We start from the raw sequence: 21842 nt of genomic DNA, 5'->3' as shown, positions 1-21842 counted from the left end.
CCCATGGACCTCACCGGCAGGACCGCGCTCGTCACCGGCGGCACCCGCGGCATCGGCCTGGCCATCGCCGGCACCCTCCACCGCCACGGCGCCCAGGTCGTCATCACCGGCCGCGGCGAGGAGCACGGGCGGAAGGCCCTCACCCGGCTCGGCGCCGGGGACGACGTCACCCTGTGCGTCGCGGACGCCACCCGCCGCCCCGACGCCGAACGGGCCGTCGACACCGTCGTGGACCGCTACGGACGCCTCGACATCGTCGTCAACAACGTCGGCGGGGCGACCGACTTCGCCACGGTCGCCGACATCACCGACGACGTCTGGCACCGCACCCTCGCCCTCAACCTCGACACCGCGCTCTACACCACCCGCCGTGCCCTGACCCATCTCCTCCCCCAGCGCTCGGGACGCGTCATCAACATCTCCTCCATGGAGGGACGGGACCCCGACCCCGGTCTGTGCGCCTACGCCGCCGCCAAGCACGCCCTCATCGGCCTCACCCGGGTCCTGGCCAAGGAGGTGGGCCCGTACGGCATCACCGCGAACTGCGTCTGCCCCGGCGCCGTCGAGACCGACTGGGTCGTCCAGCAGGGCCCCAAGGCGGCACGCGTCCTGGGCACCGACTACCCCGGCCTGATCCGGCACTTCACCGGCCGCACCGCCACCGGCCGCCTCACCCGTCCGGAAGAGGTCGCCGCCGCGGTCCTCCTCCTCGCCTCGCACCCGGGCTCCGGAATCACCGGGTCCTGTCTCTCCGTCGACGGGGGCACCACCGTGTGACCGCTCACCGCCGTCCGTCTCCCGCGCCGCCCGACCCGGCCCCGGGCGCACCCCGGTCGCGTCCCCGGACGCCGGTGCCGGCCCGGTCGGGCGGGGCTGCGCGAAGGGGCAGTGCTTCCTGCCCCCGGCGGCCGGGGCCCGGCCTGGACGGGGCACGGCCGGGTGGGGAGGCTGGGGCCGGGGGCCGTCGCGCCCTCCGTGGAGGACGTCTTCGGGGACCGTTCGGGGAGCTGACGATGAGCGCGTACGAGCACGAGCACGAGTCCGGACACGACCATGAACACCACCAGGAGCACGAGTCCGAGCACGCCGGGGACGACCGGCTCCGCGACGGCAGGGCCCAGGACGGCGGGCCCGGTGCGGCGCGGCTCTTCGAGGCCGCGGCGGCCGGGCGTACCGACGTCGTGGGGGCGTCCGGGCTCGGGGCGCTCCAACGGGCGGTGGGCAACGGGGCCGTCGGCGCGATGGTGCAGCGCAGCCGGAGCGCGGAGGCCGAGTCCCCCGCCGAGGAGGGCGCGCGGTCGCCGGTGCACGACGTGCTGGCCTCGGGCGGCGGGCAGCCGCTCGACGCGGCGACGCGCGGCGACATGGAGGCCCGGATGGGCGCCGACTTCTCCGACGTACGGATCCACACCGACGCCGCCGCGGACGCCTCCGCCAAGGGCATCGGCGCGCACGCGTACACGGTCGGCAACGACGTCGTGTTCCAGCGGGACGCCTACGACCCGGCGTCGCCGCAGGGCCGGACGACGCTGGCGCACGAGCTGACCCATGTGATCCAGCAGCGCAGCGGCCCCGTCGAGGGCACGGAGGCGCCCGGCGGGATCCGGGTGAGCGACCCTTCGGACCGCTTCGAGCGGGAGGCCGTCTCCAACGCGGAGCGGGTCATGGCCGAGCCCGCGCCCCTGTCCGACGCCGGGCCGGCGCCCGCTCCCGCGGCCCCGGCGGCCGCCGCGCCCTCCGTGCAGCGGGCGGCGACGGAGGACGAGGACGAGCAACCCGCCGACGTCCAGGGCTCGTTCGTGCAGCGGGCGGAGGAGGCGGGCGCCGAGGAGGAAGAGGCCCCGCCCGCGTAGGCCGGATCGGTCGCGGATCCGGCCGTTCGCGGACGGGGCCTCGGGTCCGGGTCGGGCTCTCGGGTCCGGTCCCGGGGCCTCGGGGCCGAGGCGGGCCCGCGGGTCCGGTCCCGGGCCCACGCGGCCGGGGCGGGTCCTTCGGGTCCGGGGCCAGGTCCTTACGGGGCCGGTCGCCGGGCCTCAGGGCCTGACGCTCTGCATCGTGCCGCCGAGGAAGAGGGACTCGGCGCACCGGCCGGGGGCCGGGGCGTTGACCGGCCGGCCGACCTTGCGGCAGGTGACGGTCATGGTGACCCGGCCGCCGGCGGGCACCACGACGGGGGTGACGAAGTGGTAGTCGGAGTCCCGGAAGTTCTCGAGCGCGAGGCTCAGGGCGCGGGCGCTCTCGCCGATCCTGACGACCACCGTGCCCGCGTCGCCCTGCGGGTTCTGGACCACGATGTCGGTGAGCCGGAAGGCCTTCCCGGCCGGCACGGTCAGCGCCGTACCGCTGCTCGATCCGCCGCCGACGCCGTCCCTGACCTGGACCTGGGCGCTGGTCGGCTCGTCGGGCGGAAGCGGCTTGGCGCTGGGCTTGGGCTTGGGCTTCGGCTTGGGGGTGGTCTTGGCGCTGGGCTCGGCGCTCGGGGTGGGGGTCGGGGTCGGCGCGGGGGCGGGCGAGGCGCCGCCGGCGCCGCCCGGCTGTCCGCCCGACTGGCCTCCGCCGGCGCCGGGGCCCGTGGTCGCGGAGGCGATGACCTCGGGCGTGATCGCCTCGCGGGCCGCCGACTTCACGGCCGGCCGGAGCAGCCCGTACCAGAAGCCGGTCAGGATCAGGGCCAGGACGCAGGCGAGGACGAGGGCGCGGGGCAGCCAGCGCGGCAGGACGGCTTCCTGCTGGTAGGAGCCGTCGAGCACGACCGGCGGCGTGGCCGGTTCGTCGCCCTCGGGGGCGGGGGGCTCGACGACGGCCTGGAAGGTGTGGACGACCGGGGTGCCGCGCCACAGGCGCTTGCCGGGCCTGACGCGCAGTTCGGTGAAGGCGGCGCGGCCCGGTTCGATGCGCAACTCGGGCCTGGTGAAGGAGATCCGGGCCCGTTCGGTGTCGGAGCGGGCGGCGAGCGCGACGGTGAGCGGGGCGTTGCCCCGGTTGTCGACGGCGACCTTGTGGGCCCCGCGCCACACGCCGTGCGAGCCCCGGGGCACCAGCTCGGCGGTGACCTCGGTGAACGGCGCGACCGTCACCCGGCCCTCGGGGACCACGGGTTCGGCGTGGTCGCTGGTGGGGACCACGCGTATCCCGAAGGGCGTCTCGCCCGCGGGCACGGACGGGTCACGGGGTGGCCGGAAGACGACGGAGACGGTCTCCGCGCTGCCGGGGTAGAGGGAGAGGGTCGCCGGTTCCACCGTCGTCCAGGCGGCACAGGCGCCGGCCGCCTCGAAGCGGTACTCCTCCACGGTGGTCCCGGAGTTGCGCACCTGAAGAGGGAGGCTCGTCTCTTCGCCCGGTACGGCGGTGACGGACGATGCGTCGAGGCTTGCCGTAAGACTCATGGGCGCACCGTAGGGTCCGGTCTCCCCCACGGCATCGGCAAAGAAGGAACACTTTCGGGCAGATTCAGTGCCCGAAGCAACGATTCAGTTTTCATGACGGTCAGTCAGGGCATCTCCCGTCCGCCGAACTACCAACGAGACTGGCGTTGTTGACGCCTTCGATGGTTTCGATGTGGCCCATGCGTCACCCGCGTCGGCCACCGCTCACCCGGGGGGAGCCAGAGCATGGAACGTACGGCCGTCGCGCTGCGCGCGCAGGACCCGATCTCGCAGGCCGGGGTGACGAGTCAGTTACGGACCCGTCCCGAGATCACCGTGACGGAATGGAGCGAGACCGCCGACCCGGCGCCCGAGGTCGTCGTGCTGGTGGTGGACACGGTCGACGAGGACGTGCTGCGGCTGCTGCGCCACATCAAGCGCACCAGCACCGCCCGCCCGGTCCTCGTGACGACGGACATCGACGAACAGAAGCTGGTGAGCGCGGCGGAGTGCGGGGTCGCCGGGGTGATCCGGCGGGCGGAGGCGACGCCGGAGCACCTGGTGCACGTCATCGGCACGGTCGCGAAGGGCGCCGGGCACCTCCCCTCCGACCTGGTGGGACGCCTCCTGGAGGAGGTCGGCCGGCTCCAGGGCCAGGTCCTCGGCCCGCGCGGACTGCACTTCACGGGGCTCGCGGCGCGCGAGGTGGACGTGCTGCGCCTGGTGGCGGAGGGCTACGACACGGCGGACATCGCCGCGAAGCTCTCGTACTCCGAGCGCACCATCAAGAACGTGCTGCACGCGGTCATCACCCGGCTGCAACTGCGCAACCGCTCGCACGCGGTGGCGTACGCGATGCGGCAGGGGCTGATCTGATCCGTTGCCCTCGAGGGCAGAATTCCCTTCCCCCGAAGGTGACTCGAAGCCGGAGGACAACGGCGGGCCGGTGCGGCATCCTCGGCCCGTCGAGCGACGTGAGGCCGAGGGGGTTGTGCCGTGCGCTGGTTCCAGTCGTCCGGGCGTACGGAGCCGTCGGCGCCCCGGCGGCCCGGCCGCCGGACGTCCGCCCGGGCCCCGCTCGCCCTGCTGCTGCTCGCGGCCGGGGTCGTACCGGCGTCGGTGTCCGCGTCGGCCGTGCCGGCCCCGGAGGAGCCGGTGACACCGGCGAGCGTGACGCGGGCGCTGGATCCCGGGGCGTCGATCGCCGTCGACAAGCTGGTCCGGACGCCGGTGGTGCCGCCGATGCCGGAGGTGGTGCTGCTGGTGGACGGGACCGGAAGCATGACGGACACCATCGATGACGTCCGCGAGGGTCTGTCCGACATCATCGACAACGTGCGTTCGGCGCAGCCGGACGCGCGCTTCGCGGTCGCCACCTTCGGCGACCAGGTGGGTGACGTCGACGCCGGATTCAGCGTCAAGGCCGAACTCACCCAGGACGAGGACGCGTTGCAGCGCGGCGTCAACGCCCTCGGCACGGGCCTGGGGTACGGCAGCAAGGGCCCGTCCGAGGACTGGATCAACGGCCTGTGGCAGATCGCGAACGGCGCCGACGGGAAGACGGTCTTCCGGGAGAACTCCAGCCCGGTCGTGGTGCTCGTGAGCGACGCCTCCAGCCACAACCCCAGCAACGGCCACACCATCGAGGACACGATCTTCTCCCTCCAGGACAAGAACGCGCGGGTCGTCGGCGTGGAGGTGGACACCAACGTCGGCGACGGCCTCGACGGCAACGGTGACGCGGGCGATCCCACTTACAAGGAGAATCCGCCCACCACCCCGGGTCAGGCCACCCGCATCATCGAGGCCACCGGCGGCCGCAAGCTGAGCAGCATCGACCCCGACCGGGTCGCCGAAGCGATCGTCGAAGGGCTCGGCAATCTGCCCACCCGGGTCGGCCACCGCCTGGAGTCCTGCGCCCCCGGGCTGACCGTGACCCTCGATCCGCCCGTGCGCGACGTCGTCAGCGGCGACACCGCCTCCTTCGCCGAGACGATCGCGGTCGCGCCGGACGCGCCGCAGGGCTCGACGCTCACGTGCACCGTGGAGTTCCTGCTGGGGACCCGGTCCCCGGACACGGCGACGATCGCGGCGGGCGCCGCCGACCCGCGGTACGCGCAGCAGATCTCGATCACGGTCAACGACGTGTCCGCGCCGGTCGTCACCATCGACGACCGCACCGTCCGCGCCGTCGACGACGCCGGCGCCCGGATCGACTACACGGCGACCGCCGTGGACGCCACGGAGGGCCCGCTGACACCGACGTGCGGTCCGGCGCCGGGATCGGTCTTCCCTCTGGGCACCACCACCGTGACCTGCACGGCCACCGACGGGGCCGGCAACACGGGGACGGACACGGCCGTCTTCCACGTCCTGCCGCGCCCCGTACCGCCGCTGCCCGCGCCGCCCCTGGCGGACCTGGCCGTCTCCGTCGACCTCTCCCCCGCGCGCTCCTACACGGGCCGGCCGGTCGTCGCCCGCTACACGCTCACCAACGCCGGCCCGGACCCCGCGCGGAACGTCGTCGTCGGGGCGGGCTGGCCCTCCGGCCCGGGCCGCACCCTCTCCCGTACCGACCGCTGCACGCCGGCCGCGCCCTGCTCCGTCCCGGCCGGCGGCCGGCTGGTGGTCACCCAGACGGCCGGCTACGCGGAGGCGCTGTCCGGCACGGTCCGGGTGGACGTGCGCGGCCGCCCCGACGACATCGACCCGGCCGACAACACGGCCACGGCGGAACTGCGCGTCCTGCGGCCCCGGCTGGAGGTCACGCCGCGGGTGGTGCGGCCGGGCGAGCCCGTGACCGTACGCGGCACGGACTTCCCGCCCGGCGAGCGGGTCCGGCTCGTCTGGTCGGCGGGCCTGACCGCCGACGCGGCCCCGCTGACGACGGGCCGAGACGGCCGCTTCGAGACGCAGGTCCTGGTGCTGCGGAAGGACCGGATCGGCCCGCGCACGCTGCGCGCGGAGGCCGCCCGGCTGGAGCGCCTGGAGGAACCCGTACTCGTCGTCCAACGCGCGCTCCAGCCACCGGACTTCGCGGGCCGGGGGTGACGGGCCGGTGATCCACGAGGTCGACGACGTGCTGCGCGCCCTCATCCGGGCGGAGGTACTGGAGGGCGGGCAGGTGGCGGTGGTCTTCGACGCGCCCACGCGCGAGTGGGCGGCGAAGGTGAACGCGCCGATGGTGAACCTCTACCTGTACGACATCCGCGAGGACATGCGGCGGCGCGAGCGCGGCCTGCACAACGAGTACGACGAGCGCGGCGTGGTCGTCGCCCGCCGCCGCCCGCCGCGCTACTTCAAACTCTCGTACCTGATCACGGCCTGGACGAAGCGCCCGGAGGACGAACACCGCCTCCTCTCCTCGCTCTTGGCGTGCCTGCTGCGGTACGACGCGCTCCCGCCGGCGCGGCTCACCGGCACCCTCGCGGAACTCGGCGCGGCGGTCCCGCTGACGATCGCGCTCCCGCCGCCCGAGGACCGGTCGTTCGCGGACGTGTGGAGCGCGCTGGGCGGCGAGCTGAAGCCGTCGCTGGACCTGGTGGTGAGCGTGCCGGTGACGGCGTCGCCGCGGTACGTGGCGGGCCCGCCGGTCGGCGAGGAGGGCCTGGAGGTCCGCTTCGGCGACAGGCTGGGCTCATGACCGCCGAACTCCTCGCCAGGGCGCGGGAGATGGAGGTCCGGATCCGCCGCGCGGTGGAGGCGCGGCGGGAGGGGGACCCGAACCCGGACGACGCCTTCCGGGGCCTGTACCTGACGGAGGAGGCTGTGGAGCGCCTCCTCGACGCCCCGCGCTCCTTCCCCCCTCCGGAGCCGCTGACGCCGGCGTCCTCCTCGTCCCGGCTGGGGACGCTGGCGAGGGACTTCGGCCTGTCCGCCCTGGACGTGGACATCCTGCTGATCGCCCTGCTCCCCGACCTGGACGACCGCTTCGAGTCGTTCTACGGCTACCTCAACGACGACGTGACCCGCCGCCGCCCCTCGGCCGGCCTGGCCCTGGGCCTGTGCGGCATGCCGCACGCGGACCGCGAGGCGAGGGCGAGACTGGGCGAACGGGCCCCGCTGCGCGCGGGCGGCCTGCTCCTGGTGGAGGACCGGGACCGCCCCTTCCTCGGCCGAGCGCTGCGCGTCCCGGACCGGGTGACGGCGTACCTCCTGGGCGACGACACCCCGGACCCGCGCCTGGCCGACGTACGAGCCCCCTGGGAGCCGGTACGAGGAGTGGGCGACCCGAAGGCGCTGGCCCGCTTCCTGTCGTCGTCCGGGGACACCGCCCTGGTCTACCTCCAGGAGGACCAGGGCGGTGCGGGTACGGCCCTGGCGGCGTCGGCACTGGAAGCGGCGGGCCGCAGGACCCTGGGCGTGGACCTGTCCCGCCTGGCGGAGGACCCGGCCCCGACGGAGGCGATCCGCTGCCTCCTCCGCGAGGCCCGCCTGACCAGCGCCGGCCTGGTGTGCGCACCGGTGGACGCGGTGGCCCGCGAGCGGCCGGGCCTCCTCCGCGCGGTGACGGACCTCCCGGTCCCGGTGCTGCTGGTGGGCCGGCTCCCCTGGGACGCGGCCTGGTCGACGGCGCCCCCGCTCCTGGTCCGCGCACCGCGACTGGGCCCGGAGGCGCGGGCGGAGCTGTGGCGCGCGACCGCGGCCGAGGACGTGGGGCTACCGGTGGAGGACATCCTGGCCCCCTTCCTCCTGACCCCAGAACAGATCGTCCGCTCGGCGAGGGCCGCGGCCCAGAAGGCGAGCCTGGAGACGACGAAGATCACCGCCGACCACATCCGCCAGGGCGCCCGAGCCCAGAACGCGGCGGGCCTCGACCGCCTGGCCCGCCGCATAGAACCCACGGTCACCTGGAACGACCTGGTCCTCCCCCCGGACACGGAAACCCAACTCCGCGAACTGACCGCCCGAGCCCGCCACCGCGACCACGTCCTGGGCACCTGGTCGATGCGCCCGGGCGGCGGCAGAGGCAGAGGCGTGGCAGCCCTCTTCGCCGGCGACTCGGGCACAGGAAAGACGATGTCGGCGGAGGTGATCGCCGCAGACCTCGGCCTGGACCTGTACACGGTCGACCTGGCGACGGTGATCGACAAGTACGTAGGCGAAACCGAAAAGAACCTGGAGCGCATCTTCACCGAAGCGGCAGGCGTCAACGGCGTCCTCCTCTTCGACGAGGCGGACGCCGTCTTCGGCAAACGCTCGGACGTGAAGGACGCCCACGACCGCTACGCGAACGTAGAGTCCGCGTACTTGCTGCAACGCATGGAGTCCTTCGACGGCCTGGCCATCCTGGCCACCAACCTCCGAGCCAACCTGGACGACGCCTTCACCCGCCGCCTGGACCTGATCGTCGACTTCCCGGTCCCCGACGCCCCCCAACGTCTCCAACTCTGGGACCGCACCCTGGGCCCGAACCTCCCCCGCGCCACGGACCTGGACCTGGCCTTCTGCGCAGAGTCCTTCGAACTCTCAGGCGGCAACATCCGCTCGATAGCGGTGACGGCGGCGTACTTGGCAGCTGAGGCAGCCGGCCCTCTGACGATGCCGATGCTGATCCACGCGATCCAGAGGGAATACCAGAAGCTGGGGCGGCTGACCCTGGCCTCAGAGTTCGGCCCGTACTTAAACCATCTCTCAAACACGTAACGCGAATTCTGAAACGGTGGTCTCCGCCATGAAGCGTCAAGGAGGGAAACGGGAGCTTACTGATTTTTTCGTTAGTTTCGTGGGTATGCCAGCCCTCGTTGGTGGGATCCTGATGCGGTGCCTTTCAAGCCTTCGCCTGTTGTTCCTCCTTTGACCCGGCCCCAGTTGGCAGAGGCCCAGCGTGTGCATGCGGCCGAGCTGTTCGATCAGGAACGTTCCAGTGCTGAGATCGCGCGGATGCTGGGGGTCAGCGAGGAGAGCGTGCGGCGGTGGAGGCGGGTGTGGGAGGAAGGCAGCGCCGACGGGTTGCGCTGGCGCCCGGCCACCGGGCGTCCGCCCAAGCTGGACGATGCCCAGGTCGAACGGGTCCAAATCGCGCTGGAGCAGGGCGCCCAGGGCCATGGTTTCGAGGCCGATCTGTGGACCCTGGAACGGGTCGGCCTGGTGGTCGAGCGGGTGACTGAAGTATCGCTGTCGAAGGCGTCAGTGTGGCGGCTGCTGACCGGCCGGCTCGGATGGAGCCTGCAGCGGCCCGAGCGGCGGGCGGCCGAAAGGGACGAATCGGAGATCGCCCGCTGGATCGCCCATGAATGGCCGCGGATCAAAAAGGGGCGGTGAACACACGTGCCTGGATCGTCTTCCTCGACGAGTCGGGAGTCTCGCTGCTGCCGCAGATCCGCCGCACCTACCCGCCCCGGGACCGCGCCCCGCTCCTGCGACACCGATTGAACCGGAAACGCGCCTCGATGGCCGGCGCCCTCGGTTACCACGCCGCCGACCCGGACCGAGGCCCTCGGTTGTGCTTCCACCTCAAGCCCGGCAGCTACGACACCACCGGCCTCATCGAGGTCCTGGAGCAGGTGAAGGTGTTCTACCGCGGTGAACGGGTGGTCCTGGTCTGGGACGGCCTGTCGGCTCACTGGAGCCGGGCGATGCGGGCCTGGGGCACCCAGCAGGACTGGCTCACCCTGGAGCGATTACCCGCTTAGAGGCCCTAACACAATGAGGTAGTCACCAGCAGGCGACGCACTGGGAGAGGTCTTCCGACAGGAAGATCGTGAAACGTCTCTGCGATCCAGTGACGGTTGCCATGTAGACCCGAGCTGTTCCTGCGGCCTGGAGTCTGGCGATGGCTTCGGCCAGTCCGGGCCGAGGTGTGACGCCTGTGCCGAGCATGACTTCGTGCCGCCAGGACCAGATGTCCCAGAGCTGTCGCGCAGAAGCCGTTTGGTTCAGGAAGACCTCGAAGTCCGCGCCTGCCTTCAGCTCGGCCAGAGCTGCGCGTGCAGAGATGCAGCCATCCTGGGAGAGTGCGGATTGCAGGGCGTCTCGGTTCATGCGATCAGTTTGCCGGGCCGGCCAAGGACAGCACCTGGCGGTGGGTGATCAGGCAGCACGCGAGCTTGAGGAAGGCTTCGTGGATGTCGGCTCGGCGTTCCCAGCGGACACGAAGTCGTTTGAAGCCGTGGAGCCAGGCGAAGGTGCGCTCGACCACCCATCGGTAGGTGCCCAGGCCGCTGCCATGGGCTGTGCCACGGCGGGCGATGACGGGGATGATCCACCGGGCCCGGACCTGGTCCGGTAGATGTCGTGGGCGTAGCCGCGGTCGGCGAAGACCGACTCCGGCTTGCGGCGGGGCCGCCCGGGCCTGCCCCGAACGGGTGGGACGGCATCGAGCAGGGGCATGAGCTGGGTGACGTCGTTGCGGTTGCCGCCGGTGAGGATGACGGCGAGCGGAGTGCCGTGTCCGTCGGTGATCAGGTGGTGTTTGGAGCCGGCCCGTCCCCGGTCGACTGGCGAGGGGCCAATCTGGAGCCCCCTTTTAACGCTCTGACGTGGCTGGAGTCGACGACCGCCCGTGACCAGTCAAGCCGGGCGGCGGCGTTCAGCTCGGCCAGCAGCACCTCATGCAGCTGCTGCCAGACCCCGGCCTCGTTCCAGTCCCGCAGTCGACGCCAGCACGTCATGCCGGACCCGAAGCCGAGCTCCTGGGGCAGGTGTTCCCACTGGATGCTGGTGTGCAGCACGAACAGGATCCCGCACAGCACCTGCCGGTCCGGGACCGGCTTGCGGCCCGGGTATCTGAACCGTCTCTCCCGCTTCGGCAGGAGCGGCTCGATCCGCTCCCACAGGTCATCCGACACGATCCACGGTGAAGCCCCCATGGCCGGACAACGCCGATCCCGACGACCGGACACGGCGACCAGGACCGATCCACCTCATTGTGTTAGGGCCTCTTACGCGCCTGAGCTCAACCCGGTGGAACTGCTGTGGTCCTCGCTCAAGAAACGCGAGCTCGCCAACCTCGCCGGCGACCACCTCCCCGATGTCGCCGACGCCACCGAACAGGGTATCCACCTCGTCAACCAAAACCCCCAGTTGCCCCTGGTCCTTCCTCACCCACACCGGCCTCACCCTCCACCCACCAGACCCACCCGACTAACGAAAAGATCAGTAGAGATGGTTTCATGTGGTGATGCTCCGCTTCGAGAGGTGTTGAGATAAGGAGTCACTGAGCTCTTTCAGAGTGGCCACTGATCGAGTGACCCAGGCCGCGTCAGGATGAGGACCGCAACGCACAGGGCTCCCGTGCCGTTGAGGGAGGTGTTCGAAGTCTCAACCCATCGGCACAGGAGCCCTGTTGGTTCCCCATCCTGCCGCACTCGACCTGCCGCATGCTCTGGTCGAGTGGGTATCCATGCTCATCGTCACCCGTGAGGGTGACCGACGCGGCGAGCTCCCGCCCCACCAGCGTGCTCTCGTGGGCCTGGTCTGCCTCCGCCGCCACGACACGCTCGCGCAGATCGCCGCCGGCTTCGGCATATCCGTCGGCACCGCCCACGCCTACGTCACAGCAGTCGTCCGGCACCTGTCCGGCCGGGCGCCCGACTTCCTGCGGGTTCTGCGCGAGGCCGATCCGGACTACGTCCTGCTCGACGGGACGCTCGCCGAGTGCGACCGCGTCGGCGACAGCCGGGCCGACTTCTCGCAGAAGCACCGCCGCCACGGCGTGAACGTGCAGGTCCTCGCCGATCCCGCTGGCAAGCTGCTGTGGATCTCGCCCGCGCTGCCCGGCCGCACCCATGACCTGACCGCGGCCCGCACCCACCGCATCATCCGGATCTGCGAACGCCAGGGCGTCCCCGTCCTCGCCGACCGGGCCTACATCGGGGCCGGCCTCTGGGTGACCACACCCATCGGACGGCTCCCGAACCGGGACCTCACCACGACCCAGCGAACGATCAACGGGGCCCTGTCGGCGGCACGGGCCCCGGTCGAACGAAGCATCGCAAGGCTGAAGTCCTGGCAGATCTTCCGCCGGGCCTGCTGCAGCCCCAACCGCATGACCGTCATCGCCGCAGCCATCCTTACCATGGAGCGTCAACGCTGAAAATGTTCACTCGTCGCCGACATGGCGGACTGCCGCGTCGTGGGGGATCCAGGGGGACCTGGTACCAGAAAGCTCGCCGGCCAGGGGCCGTACCGGTCGAAGAAAGGACCGTGCCGATGAATGGCTGGAGCAGCAGGTGACCATGGTCGGCGACGTAGCGACCATGAGGTAAAGAGCTGCGAAGGCGATTCCGGGAACGCGGACCTCGCCGATTCCAGCACTTGGACGCAGGTGTCCCGGCCAAGGGATGTACCAGGGGTGCGCGTCCGGCAGTAATACGGGGTAGAGGTCGCGCTCGTGCACGCCTAGCATTGCGTTTGCCTGCCGAGCGTCAACGATAGTCAGAACCCTGTCGGTGAGCTTCTCGAGTGCCGGACCGCTCATTCAACGGTGGCCGGTTGCCAGCCAGTCGATATTGAGGCGTGCACAGGTTTTCCGGAAGCTGACGAAACGCATGCCGTCGGCAAGGCCGCTAAACTAGTCGCCTTCGTCCCAGTACGTGTAAGGGCTGAGACCCTGTGGTCCAATGCACTGGTCGGCTCTATCTCGGTGCACTCGAAAGAGGGCAAGCTCGTCGGGCCGAATCCGGCTGGCCAGGGCAAGCCCGGTTTCAAGCTTCACGTCCCGACCGATACAGAAGGGCTGCCGCTGATCACCGCAGTCTCTGCCGCCAGTTCACCCCCTCCGCGATTTACTCACTTTTGAAAAATATCCAGGATCAATCCTTGATCACAAGTGAGATCTCGTAGCTCAATCCATCGCGATCACAGCCATCGTCAACGATTGAGTTTCAGTACGCAGCCCACGCCATCACGTCATCTCGAACGGCCGAACCATAAAACGGGTCCGTCAGGCTTCGACTTCAGTCACCCGATCGATGATCTCCATCCAGACCGGGTGTGGGGCTCCGTCGGATACTGCGCGCCTCATCCGCAGTCGAACATCCTCAATCGATTGATCAGATGGATCAGATTCCATCCACTCGTTCCGAATGGTTTTGACAGCATAGATTTGTTCAACAAAGATCTCCAACGATGCGGCGATTTTCGTGGCCTGCTCAGGGGAAGCACTAGGGACCAGATAAACCGCATCTGTTGAGACATCGAAGCAGATGCTGTCGAGACCACAAGAAGCTACTCTCCTCAGGTGTGCAATACGCGAAGGCGCAACGTCCCCTAGCTCTCTATACACCACCGCAAGCGAAAGAGGGCCTCTCTCCTCAAAGTCAGCATCGATGACAATGAAGTCATCGAAGGACCCCGGAAACCCTACTTCAATGAGCATTCGAGCCGAAGAGCGAGAGAAAACGCCGCCCTGCACCACGCGAGCAGGCGCCGTGATCACATCTCCGTAGAACGCCTCGATCAATTGATCATGACTTACCACGAATCCACCTTTCCACAGAATTACGCCGAGGCCGAATCCAAAGCATCCCGCATCTCCTGTGCAGCTCTACCCATCCTCGCATTTCGATCTATAACAGCCTTCTTTGCCAGCGTCCCGCTTATCGCGGCCATATCGGGATGCACAAACTCTTTGGTTACCTCATCCAGAGTAAACCCACTTACGCTTATGCCATTACTTTCCAGGATCGCCACCCCAGCCTTCCCGGAAAGCTGAATATTCCCTTTCGATCCGAAATCATACCACTGCTGCTCTGGCCGCTTATTCGAATCCTCTTGCGAAAGGCCGGAGTGTCTACCCGCTCCATCAGCCGCGCTTATTTTTCCCTTGAACTGCTCCAGCTCCAAAGCCTCCCTATTTCGGTTATAGACATCCTCGGAGAACCTCACCGGCGTTCCGTGATAAAGTGCGAATGCGTAGACCGAGGCCTTGGCGTCCGGCTGCACCAATCTCACGTTCTTCACAAACTGCGATATGAAATCTGCACAATTTATGCATGGACTCTTAGTGACGTGGAACTCAATTCGACACATCTCAGTCTCTACCTCGCCAAATTTATCCCTCCTATGAGACAGCAGCGCACCCCACTTTCTTTGAAGGATAATGCACGCATGCTCCTCAGCATGAGCTTCGGCTGGCGTATTGGATGCCATCAGGACACCCTTCCGCTCTTTAGTGGTGTTGAGGAACTTTCTCGTGAAGTAAGCTTCAGATGCGGGCTCTTTGAAATTTACTTCCAAATGCCCCCGAGCCCGCACTGTGTAACCTCCGTCGATCTCCTTCTCCTTCCAAGGTTCGGGGGCCACTTCCCCAACCCTGCCAAGAATGAATCCAAAGTCATCCTCCGACTTCACCTCCGGATTCACCTTGGCTCGTATCCTAAACCTCCCTTCCTTTTCGCTACGCTCGACTTCAATCTTCTTCAGCCCTGATCCGCTGTACTTCCTTTTTACGGCTTCGAGTACCCGCTGTGTCTGCGTGACATCGATTCCTGAATTCAATCGCCGGTAAGCCTCGGCCGCAGCGCGCCTGGCAACCTTTTCTTTGCGCTCTGCTTCCCGGGCCCCGCCGACCTCCTGCCCCTTCCCTCTTTTTCCATCGGACCCGCCAGGCCCTGCCTTAAGTTTCCGCCAGAGGGATTTGCCCTTCTTGGCTATGAAGTCGACGATCTTGTCGATGGCTCGGTTGACCGGCCGCGAGACCGCCTGGAAGACGGACTTCACCTTGTTGGCCAGGCCGCCTATCCCGAGGAGGGCCGCCAGGAAGCCGATCAGGAGGGGGATGCTGGCCGCGAGGGCCGTTTCGACCATCTTCGGGACGCCGGCCGCGCCGCCGTTGGCTATCGCTATGACCGCGTCCAGGACGGCGTTGATGAAGTCGGCTATCTGGGCGCCCTGGTTCACCACGAAGGTGACGATGTCGATGATGCCCTTGACCGCGCGGACGAAGGCGGAGGCGGGGTTGAGGAGGGAGACGATCCAGGTGATGCCCGCGATGATGACCGTGGGGACCAGGTATTCCGTCAACTTCGACAGGATCGTGGGCTTCAGGTCGCCCGTCTCCGCCTTGATCTCCTCGAACGCGCCCGCCGGGCCCTCCGTCGCGAGCTTCTTCGCCACCGGGACGCTCGTCTCCACCGTGCCCAGGGCCTCTTCCGGGACGCCCTTGCGGGTGATGCGGGCGCGGATGTTGTCCCAGGTGAGGCCCAGGAGGGAGGCGATGAGCTGGATGATGCCCTTGAGGTCGAACTTCTGCGGGAGTTCCAGGCCGGCCTTGGTCGCCGTTCCCAGGAGCCAGGCGACCAGGCCCTTCTTCAGGTGCTCGCCGATGTTCGTGACGAACAGGTTGAGGCCGGCTCCCACCGCCTTCACCAGGTTGCCCAGGAAGCCGATCGGGTCCTTGATGATCTTCATGATCGCGGAGGCGGCCTTGGCCAGGATGCCGAGGAGCAGGTTCTTCAGCTCGTTGATCGTCTTGATGACGCCGACGATCGCGTCCTTCGCCTTGTCGATGAGGCCCTTGTTGGCCTCCTGGAGCTTCTTGATCTCCTCGTCGACCGCGTTCAGCGCCGCCGTGTACTTGTTCGCCAGGTCCTGGACCAGCTGCTGCGACTTCTCCTCGACGCTCGCTTCCAGGTCCTCGAACTTGCCGGCGAAGTCCTTCGCCGCCTCCTCGCCGAAGGACTTCAGGTCCGCCGGGAGCTTGTCGACCTCCGCCTTCAGGTCCGCCCTGCCCTGGGCGATCCGCGCCTTCGCCCGGCCCAGCTCCGCCCCGATCAGGTCCGCCACCGACGAGATGACCGTCCGCATGCGGGCCACGTACAGCTTGCGGGACTCCTGGTAGAGGTCGTTCGCCTCCTGGGGCATGCCGGCGAACTTGTCCTTCAGCCAGCGGCCCTTGCCGAGGAAGCCGCCGTAGCGCTTGTCCTTGTACTTCTTCATGCGGGCCTTGTGGTCCGCCGTGAAGGCGTCCCGCGCCGCCTTCTCGCCCGTCGTGAAGGCGGCGTCCACCTTCTGGTCGAGGCCCGTCAGCGTCGCCTCGACGTCCTTCTTCGTCGCGTCGAAGACCTTCTGGAGCTTCGCGGTGACCTCGGCCCGCTTCTGCTCGTCCTTCGACTTCGTCTCGCCCTTGCCGCCGTCGACCGCCTTGCCCGCCGCCGCCCGCGTCGCCGTCAGGGTGTTCATCGCCTGCGCGCCCGCCGCCGCGGCGCCCGCCTTCGCGGTCGCCAGCTGCTGGTCCTCGGCCGCGTGGGCCTTGCCGGGGGCCTTCGCCGAGTCCGTCTCCGCCGTCTTCTTCGCCTTCAGGGCCTCGTCGAACTCCGGCTCGTTGCCCTTGGCGAGCTGCTCCTCCGTCACCTCGGCGTCGGCCATCGCCTTGTCGTTCTCCGCCGGGCCCTGGGAGAAGTCCGTCACCGCCGGCGGCTGCTTCTCCGGGATCGCGTCCTTGGGCGACGGCGCGCCGGGATTGCCCGGCGGGCTGTCCGGGGTCAGCGGGGTGACCGGCTTGTCCTTCGCCGCCGACGTGTCCGGCGGGGCCTTCGTCGTCGTCTCGATGTCCTTGGCCGAGGTGTCCTTGCCCTCGCCGACCTTCCCGTCGACCTCCTCCTTCACCTTGTCGGCCTTGCCAGACTTGGCGAACTTGTCGGCCTCGTCGAGGTTCTTCGGCGCCTGCGCCTCGATCGCCTTGTCGACGGCCGCGATGAACGCCGCCTTGTCGAACTCCCCCGGTTTCGCCGCGTTCATCTTCTCCGCGTTCGCGGCCTTGCCCTGCGCCTCCTTGTCGTCCGGGGGCGCCACCGCCGCGTCCTGCGCGGACTTCGACTCCGCCGCGGCCGGCGGGTGGGCGGCCATCGTGCGCTTCTTCGCCGCCACGTCCGCGCCGACCCGGCGGAAACCTGGGGCCGCGTTCGGCGGGGTCTTCACCGGGGCCGTGTAGCGCTGGGCGACGAGACGGGCCACCGCCGCGTTGCCCACCGCGCCCTGGAGGCGCTGCACGCCGTGGGGCGAGAGCCCACCGGCACGGGAGGAAGGTTCCGTACCGCTCCGGGAGACGGGCGGGGCCGGCTCGCTCCGGTGGCCGGCCGTCGGCTTCTTCTCCGGGACCTCCTTCATCCGTCCCCTCCCGGTAGCCGTGGCCGCACGGCCAGGCTGCCCGCCGCCCCGTCCCCGCACGGAGGGCGAAGGGGGACCGGCGCGCCCCCGACTCCCTTGCCCCTTGGGGCAGTTCACGCTGCCCGGGCGGGCGGCCGATCATCCGTTCCGGGTGATCGTCGCGCCGGCGAGAATGGCCCGGTTCAACGGGAGCGTTCCCCCGGTCAGTGGCCCGGTCCCCAGGGGCGTTTCCCCGGTCGAGGAGTGACGTCGAGGAGAGAGAGCACCGCATGCCGTCGTATCTGTCCCCGGGCGTCTACGTCGAAGAGGTCCAGTCCGGCTCCCGTCCGATCGAGGGGGTGGGCACCTCGGTCGCCGCCTTCGTCGGCTTCGCCCGGAAGGGTCCCTTCGACGAGCCGACCCTGATCACGAACTGGAGCCAGTTCGTGAGCCGTTTCGGCGACTTCGTCGAGGGGACGTACCTCGCCGCCTCGGTGTACGGCTTCTTCGCCAACGGGGGCGGGACCTGTTACGTCGTCCGCGTCGACGACGGCACGGCCGCCGCGCCCGAGAGCTCCGGCCCCACGGGCCCCACCGCCCTCGGCGCGTACTCCGTCGTCGCCCGGCCCGGCGTCACCGGCACGGTCACCGTCGAGGTCGCGGACCTCGAGGGCGACGACCCGCCGTCCGACGCGTTCCGGCTGATCGTCCGGCGGGACGGCGAGGAGGTCGAGACGTACCCCTCCGTCACCACCAAGCGGAGCAAGGAGAACGTCGCCACCCGCGTCAACGCCGCCTCCGCGCTCATCGAGATCACCGAGCCCGGCACCGGCGCCGCGCCCGTCCGCCCCGAGCCGCAGACCGTCACGCTCGCCCCGGCGCTGCCCGCCCCGGCGGGGAGCGGGGCGCCGTTCACCCCCGAGGTGTACGTCGGCGACGCCGACCGCCGTTCCGGCATCGGCGGCCTGGAGGCGGTCGAGGACGTCACCACCGTCGCCGTGCCGGACCTGATGAGCGCGTACGAGCGCGGGCTGCTCGGCCTCGACGGGGTGCTCGCCGTCCAGCAGGCGGTCATCGCGCACTGCGAACTGATGGGCGACCGGGTCGCGGTGCTCGACCCGCCGCCCGGGCTCAGCCCGCAGGAGGTCGCCGTCTGGCGTTCCGAGCGGGCGGGGTACGACTCCAAGTACGCGACGCTCTACTACCCCTGGATCGACGTCGCCGACCCGTCGACCGGCCGGGTCTCCCCGGTCCCGCCGAGCGGGCACGTCGCGGGCATCTGGGCGCGCAACGACGACCAGCGCGGGGTCCACAAGGCTCCGGCCAACGAGGTCGTGCGGGGCGCCGTCGCGCTCCGCACGCAGCTGACCAAGGGCGAGCACGACCGGCTCAACCCGATCGGCGTCAACTGCATCCGCGCGTTCCCCGGGCGGGGCATCCGGGTGTGGGGCGCGCGCACCCTCGCCTCCGACCCGGCCTGGCGCTACCTCAACGTGCGGCGGCTCTTCAACTACCTGGAGGAGTCGATCCTCGCCGGCACCCAGTGGGTGGTCTTCGAGCCGAACGACGACGCCCTGTGGGCGCGGATCCGCCGCACCGTCGCCGCCTTCCTCGTCAACGAGTGGCGCAAGGGGGCGCTGTTCGGACTCACCCCCGACGAGGCGTTCTACGTGAAGTGCGACCGCGAGACCAACCCTCCGGAGAGCGTCGACTCGGGCCACGTGATCTGCGAGATCGGTGTCGCGCCGGTCCGGCCGGCCGAGTTCGTGGTCTTCCGCCTGTCCCAGCTGACCAGCGGCACCGGTGCCGTCGACGAGTGAGGAGTCCCTCGTGCCCCTTCCCGATCTCGACAGTTCCGTCGGACATTCCTTCGGCCTGGAGTTCGACAGCGTCATCATCCGGCAGATCACCGAGGTCAGCGGTCTGAAGATGGAGCAGGACGTCATCGAGCTGAAGCAGAACACCGCGGACGGCAAGTACGCGATCAAGAAGCTGCCCGGCCGGCCCAAGGCGGGCGAGGTCACGGTCTCCCGGGGCCTGACCGAGGACAACAGCTTCGAACGGTGGATCAAGGACTCGCGGTTCGGCCGGATGGGCGAGGCGCGCCGCAACGGCGCCATCATCGTCTACGACTACGAGGGCCTCCCCATCAAGCGGTACAAGCTGATCAACGCCTGGCCCAAGTCGCTGGAGATCGGCGCCCTCAAGGCCGGCGACACCTCCGTCCTCACGGAGAAACTCGTGATCACCTACGAGAGCATGGAAGTCGACTGATGCGGCGCACGGCGGCGGTCGCGCCGGCGGGCCCGGACGGCGATCCGGGCGCGGGCCTGCGGACCGAGTTCCCGTTCCGGCTGCCCCGCGGGTACGTCGACGAGCACGGCACCGTCCACCGCGACGGCGTCATGCGGCTGGCGACCGCCCGCGACGAGCTGGTGCCGCTGCGGGACGACCGGGTCCGGGAGAACTCCGCGTACCTGTCGGTGGTCCTGATCTCCCGGGTCGTCACCAGGATCGGCACGGTCGACGACATCCACCCCGGGATCATCGAGGACCTGTTCGCCTCCGACCTGGCGTTCCTCCAGGACTTCTACCGGCGCGTCAACGCCGAGGGGCACACCCGCGCCGCCGTCACCTGTCCGTCCTGCCGGGAGGAGTTCGCGGTGGACCTCGCCGGTGGCCGCCTGGGGGAATCGTGACGTACGCGACCGACCAGCTGTACGAGGAGGTCGCGTACCTCGCCCACCACTTCCACTGGCCGCTGGACCAGCTCCTCGACCTGGAGCACGCGGAACGCCGGAGGTTCGTCGCCCACGCGGCCCGCCTCGGCGGAGGATGACCGGCCGGCGGCCGACCGAGCGACTGACTGACGGGGAGGGACGGGAACCATGGGACTGCTGTCCTGGCTGCGCGGCGGACGGGGGGCGGAACGCCCGGCGGACGCACCCGCTCCCCCGCCGGCGCCCCCGGCCCGCGAGGACCGGTTCGACGTCGCCGAACTGCCGCCGATCCAGCGGACCTTGACCGCTCCCGCGCTCGTCACCGACCCCTCCGCCTTCGCACGCGGGCTGTCCACCCGCCGTCCGACCGCCCTGTCCACCCCGCTGGGCCACCTGGTCAGCGCGGAGGCGCCGGGCGGGCTCGTCGACGGCGTGACGACGCCCGTCCAGCGGTCGGTGGTGGAGTTCCCCGTACGGGACGCGGGCCGGTCCGCGTCCCTGGGGACGGCGGCGGACGGGCCCCCCGGCGACCGGTCCCCGGCGGACGCGCGCCCGCCCGAGGCTCCCGCGCCGATGAGGACCGTGCCCCTGGAGCCCGTGCAGCGGACGGCCGCCGGGCCCGTACCGTCCCGGGTGCCGTCCCCGCCCGTACCGGGAGCGGCGCGGCCGACGGAGAGGGTGGAGGTCCAGAGGACCCCGGACACGCCGAACGCGCCGGACGGCCCGGAGAGCACCGGGACGCCGGAGCTCCCGGTGGCGGCGGAGGACGGGGCCGCGACCGTCACCGAGCCCCCCGTCCGCCCCCTGGTCGGCGAGCGGTCGCTCCTGGACGCCCCGGAGACCGACGCGGGGCCCGCCGACGGGCCCGGGCCCCTCGCGGCCTCCGACGGGGGCCTCCCGCCCGTCCAGCGGTCCCTGCCGCCCGCCGGCGCGTCCCGGCCCCCGGCGCCCCGCCGCGCCCCCGGTCTCGGCGCGCCGCTCCCGGCGCTCCCTCCGACGGCCCAGCGGGAGGCGCCCGGCACCGCTCCGGCGCCCGCCGCCGGGCCCGCCCCCGTACGGCCTGAGTCCGTACCGCCCTCCCTCCCCCCGTCGCCCGCGCCCGAACCGGCACCCGCCCCCGAACCGGTGGCGCCGCTGCTCGCCGACCGGCCGCTGGTGCTGCGTACCGTGGCCCCGGAGGCCGGGCCGGGCGCGACCGCCCCGAGCACCGCTCCCCCGGTCCCGGGCGCGCCCTCCGCACCCGCCGTCCCCGTGCGGTGGGAGGCACCGGCCGTCCAGCGGCAGACCCGCCCCCCAGCCGCCACCTCCGCCCCGGTCCCTCTCCGCGCCCCCGCCACCACCCCCGCGCCCGTCCAGCGGACCGTCCCACCGTCCGTCCCGTCCGTCCCGTCCGTCCCTGTCGTCCCCCCGGCCCCCCGCGACGCCGGTGACGTGGCCGTCGCCGCCGGCATCGCCCAGCGCATGGCCGACGGCAGCGTGGTCTTCGCGCCGCCGCCCCCGTCCGTCCGGCGGTCGGCGCCCCCGCTCCCCGCCGTCCAGCGCGAGGTCGCCACCGAGGAGCCCCCGCCGCCACCGCCGGAGGACCCGCCGGCGGCCGCGTCCGGCCCCCTCCCGGAGCCGGACGCCGGTGCCGGGGGCGACGGGGCCCCGGAGCCGCGTCGCGCCCCCGGGGGCCCGCCCCGGGGCCCGCCCCGGGCCGCCCCCGGCACACCGCCCGGCACCGACG

The 21842-nt window shown here is 70.6% G+C and carries 17 protein-coding genes and 2 pseudogenes; 14 read left to right on the top strand and 5 right to left on the bottom strand.

Annotated features, from left to right (window positions below):
• Positions 1-3 precede the first annotated feature (3 nt).
• Together AB0E83_RS24250 and AB0E83_RS24245 are read left to right on the top strand one after the other, a co-directional pair.
• Positions 4-777, top strand: a complete 774-nt coding sequence (locus AB0E83_RS24250; protein WP_362115548.1) for an SDR family NAD(P)-dependent oxidoreductase — start codon at positions 4-6, stop codon at positions 775-777.
• A gap of 236 nt (positions 778-1013) precedes the next feature.
• On the top strand, positions 1014-1853 hold the full coding sequence (locus AB0E83_RS24245) for a DUF4157 domain-containing protein (RefSeq protein ID WP_362115545.1): 840 nt from the start codon (positions 1014-1016) through the stop codon (positions 1851-1853).
• Between the two features lie 180 nt (positions 1854-2033).
• Here the strand turns inward: AB0E83_RS24245 and AB0E83_RS24240 are convergent, their stop codons facing one another.
• Positions 2034-3386 carry a hypothetical protein gene (locus AB0E83_RS24240; protein ID WP_362115542.1) on the bottom strand — a complete coding sequence of 451 codons (1353 nt, stop codon included), beginning with the start codon at positions 3384-3386 and terminating at the stop codon, positions 2034-2036.
• A 225-nt stretch (positions 3387-3611) separates the two neighbouring features.
• On the opposite strand from AB0E83_RS24240, the gene AB0E83_RS24235 reads away from it, so the two are divergent.
• The 6 genes and pseudogenes from AB0E83_RS24235 (at position 3612) to AB0E83_RS24210 (ending at position 10000) form a co-directional block, all read left to right on the top strand.
• The gene (locus tag AB0E83_RS24235; RefSeq protein ID WP_362115540.1) at positions 3612-4241 is read left to right on the top strand and encodes a response regulator transcription factor; all 630 of its coding nucleotides are present in this window, start codon (positions 3612-3614) and stop codon (positions 4239-4241) included.
• A gap of 120 nt (positions 4242-4361) precedes the next feature.
• Positions 4362-6416 (top strand): vWA domain-containing protein, encoded by a 2055-nt coding sequence (locus AB0E83_RS24230; protein WP_362115537.1) that lies wholly within the window; start codon positions 4362-4364, stop codon positions 6414-6416.
• Between the two features lie 7 nt (positions 6417-6423).
• A pseudogene (locus AB0E83_RS24225) lies at positions 6424-6993 on the top strand (DUF4255 domain-containing protein); the annotation flags it as partial.
• Between the two features lie 11 nt (positions 6994-7004).
• A complete protein-coding gene (locus AB0E83_RS24220) occupies positions 7005-9011 on the top strand; it encodes an ATP-binding protein (protein WP_362115534.1) in 2007 nt (668 codons plus the stop codon).
• 165 nt (positions 9012-9176) lie between these two features.
• Positions 9177-9629, top strand: coding sequence for a winged helix-turn-helix domain-containing protein (locus AB0E83_RS24215; protein ID WP_362115531.1), 453 nt, complete (start codon positions 9177-9179; stop codon positions 9627-9629).
• Positions 9626-10000: a transposase gene (locus AB0E83_RS24210; RefSeq protein WP_362115528.1), complete on the top strand. Its 375-nt coding sequence runs from the start codon at positions 9626-9628 to the stop codon at positions 9998-10000. The genes AB0E83_RS24215 and AB0E83_RS24210 overlap by 4 nt, the downstream gene beginning before the upstream one ends.
• Before the next feature lie 22 nt (positions 10001-10022).
• Here AB0E83_RS24210 and AB0E83_RS24205 read toward each other — a convergent pair whose 3' ends face one another.
• Both AB0E83_RS24205 and AB0E83_RS24200 read right to left on the bottom strand, forming a co-directional pair.
• Positions 10023-10349, bottom strand: coding sequence for a hypothetical protein (locus tag AB0E83_RS24205; RefSeq protein WP_362115525.1), 327 nt, complete (start codon positions 10347-10349; stop codon positions 10023-10025).
• A 4-nt stretch (positions 10350-10353) separates the two neighbouring features.
• Positions 10354-11176, bottom strand: a pseudogene (locus tag AB0E83_RS24200) (IS5 family transposase).
• Positions 11177-11652: 476 nt separating this feature from the next.
• Between AB0E83_RS24200 and AB0E83_RS24195 the strand changes: the two are divergent.
• On the top strand, positions 11653-12402 hold the full coding sequence (locus AB0E83_RS24195) for a transposase family protein (protein ID WP_362115522.1): 750 nt from the start codon (positions 11653-11655) through the stop codon (positions 12400-12402).
• A gap of 849 nt (positions 12403-13251) precedes the next feature.
• On the opposite strand, the gene AB0E83_RS24190 is transcribed toward AB0E83_RS24195, so the two are convergent.
• A complete protein-coding gene (locus tag AB0E83_RS24190; RefSeq protein WP_362115519.1) occupies positions 13252-13788 on the bottom strand; it encodes an SUKH-4 family immunity protein in 537 nt (178 codons plus the stop codon).
• Between the two features lie 20 nt (positions 13789-13808).
• Positions 13809-17417 carry a hypothetical protein gene (locus AB0E83_RS24185; protein ID WP_362115516.1) on the bottom strand — a complete coding sequence of 1203 codons (3609 nt, stop codon included), beginning with the start codon at positions 17415-17417 and terminating at the stop codon, positions 13809-13811.
• A 269-nt stretch (positions 17418-17686) separates the two neighbouring features.
• Between AB0E83_RS24185 and AB0E83_RS24180 the strand changes: the two genes are divergently transcribed.
• The 5 genes from AB0E83_RS24180 to AB0E83_RS24160 form a co-directional block, all read left to right on the top strand.
• Complete coding sequence (locus AB0E83_RS24180) at positions 17687-19216, top strand: phage tail sheath subtilisin-like domain-containing protein (RefSeq protein WP_362115512.1); 1530 nt, start codon at positions 17687-17689, stop codon at positions 19214-19216.
• 10 nt (positions 19217-19226) lie between these two features.
• The gene (locus tag AB0E83_RS24175; protein ID WP_362115509.1) at positions 19227-19670 is read left to right on the top strand and encodes a phage tail protein; all 444 of its coding nucleotides are present in this window, start codon (positions 19227-19229) and stop codon (positions 19668-19670) included.
• Positions 19670-20095: a hypothetical protein gene (locus AB0E83_RS24170; protein WP_362115506.1), complete on the top strand. Its 426-nt coding sequence runs from the start codon at positions 19670-19672 to the stop codon at positions 20093-20095. Before AB0E83_RS24175 ends, AB0E83_RS24170 begins: the two co-directional genes overlap by 1 nt.
• Positions 20092-20235, top strand: a complete 144-nt coding sequence (locus tag AB0E83_RS24165) for a DUF6760 family protein (protein ID WP_362115503.1) — start codon at positions 20092-20094, stop codon at positions 20233-20235. The genes AB0E83_RS24170 and AB0E83_RS24165 overlap by 4 nt, the downstream gene beginning before the upstream one ends.
• A gap of 49 nt (positions 20236-20284) precedes the next feature.
• A partial coding sequence (locus AB0E83_RS24160; RefSeq protein ID WP_362115500.1) for a hypothetical protein occupies positions 20285-21842 on the top strand: 1558 nt, incomplete at its 3' end.

Origin of the sequence: Streptomyces sp. NPDC035033, assembly GCF_040636735.1 — a bacterium.
Classification (GTDB): Bacteria; Actinomycetota; Actinomycetes; order Streptomycetales; family Streptomycetaceae; genus Streptomyces.
This window is presented reverse-complemented; position numbering and strand designations above follow the sequence as displayed.

What these genes read in the sequence shown, in the direction of transcription:
- AB0E83_RS24250 (WP_362115548.1), top strand. Translation starts at nt 4, where the DNA reads ATGGACCTCACCGGCAGGACCGCGCTCGTCACCGGCGGCACCCGCGGC.
- AB0E83_RS24245 (WP_362115545.1), top strand. Translation starts at nt 1,014, where the DNA reads ATGAGCGCGTACGAGCACGAGCACGAGTCCGGACACGACCATGAACAC.
- AB0E83_RS24240 (WP_362115542.1), bottom strand. Translation starts at nt 3,386, where the DNA reads ATGAGTCTTACGGCAAGCCTCGACGCATCGTCCGTCACCGCCGTACCG.
- AB0E83_RS24235 (WP_362115540.1), top strand. Translation starts at nt 3,612, where the DNA reads ATGGAACGTACGGCCGTCGCGCTGCGCGCGCAGGACCCGATCTCGCAG.
- AB0E83_RS24220 (WP_362115534.1), top strand. Translation starts at nt 7,005, where the DNA reads ATGACCGCCGAACTCCTCGCCAGGGCGCGGGAGATGGAGGTCCGGATC.
- AB0E83_RS24205 (WP_362115525.1), bottom strand. Translation starts at nt 10,349, where the DNA reads ATGAACCGAGACGCCCTGCAATCCGCACTCTCCCAGGATGGCTGCATC.
- AB0E83_RS24185 (WP_362115516.1), bottom strand. Translation starts at nt 17,417, where the DNA reads ATGAAGGAGGTCCCGGAGAAGAAGCCGACGGCCGGCCACCGGAGCGAG.
- AB0E83_RS24180 (WP_362115512.1), top strand. Translation starts at nt 17,687, where the DNA reads ATGCCGTCGTATCTGTCCCCGGGCGTCTACGTCGAAGAGGTCCAGTCC.
- AB0E83_RS24170 (WP_362115506.1), top strand. Translation starts at nt 19,670, where the DNA reads ATGCGGCGCACGGCGGCGGTCGCGCCGGCGGGCCCGGACGGCGATCCG.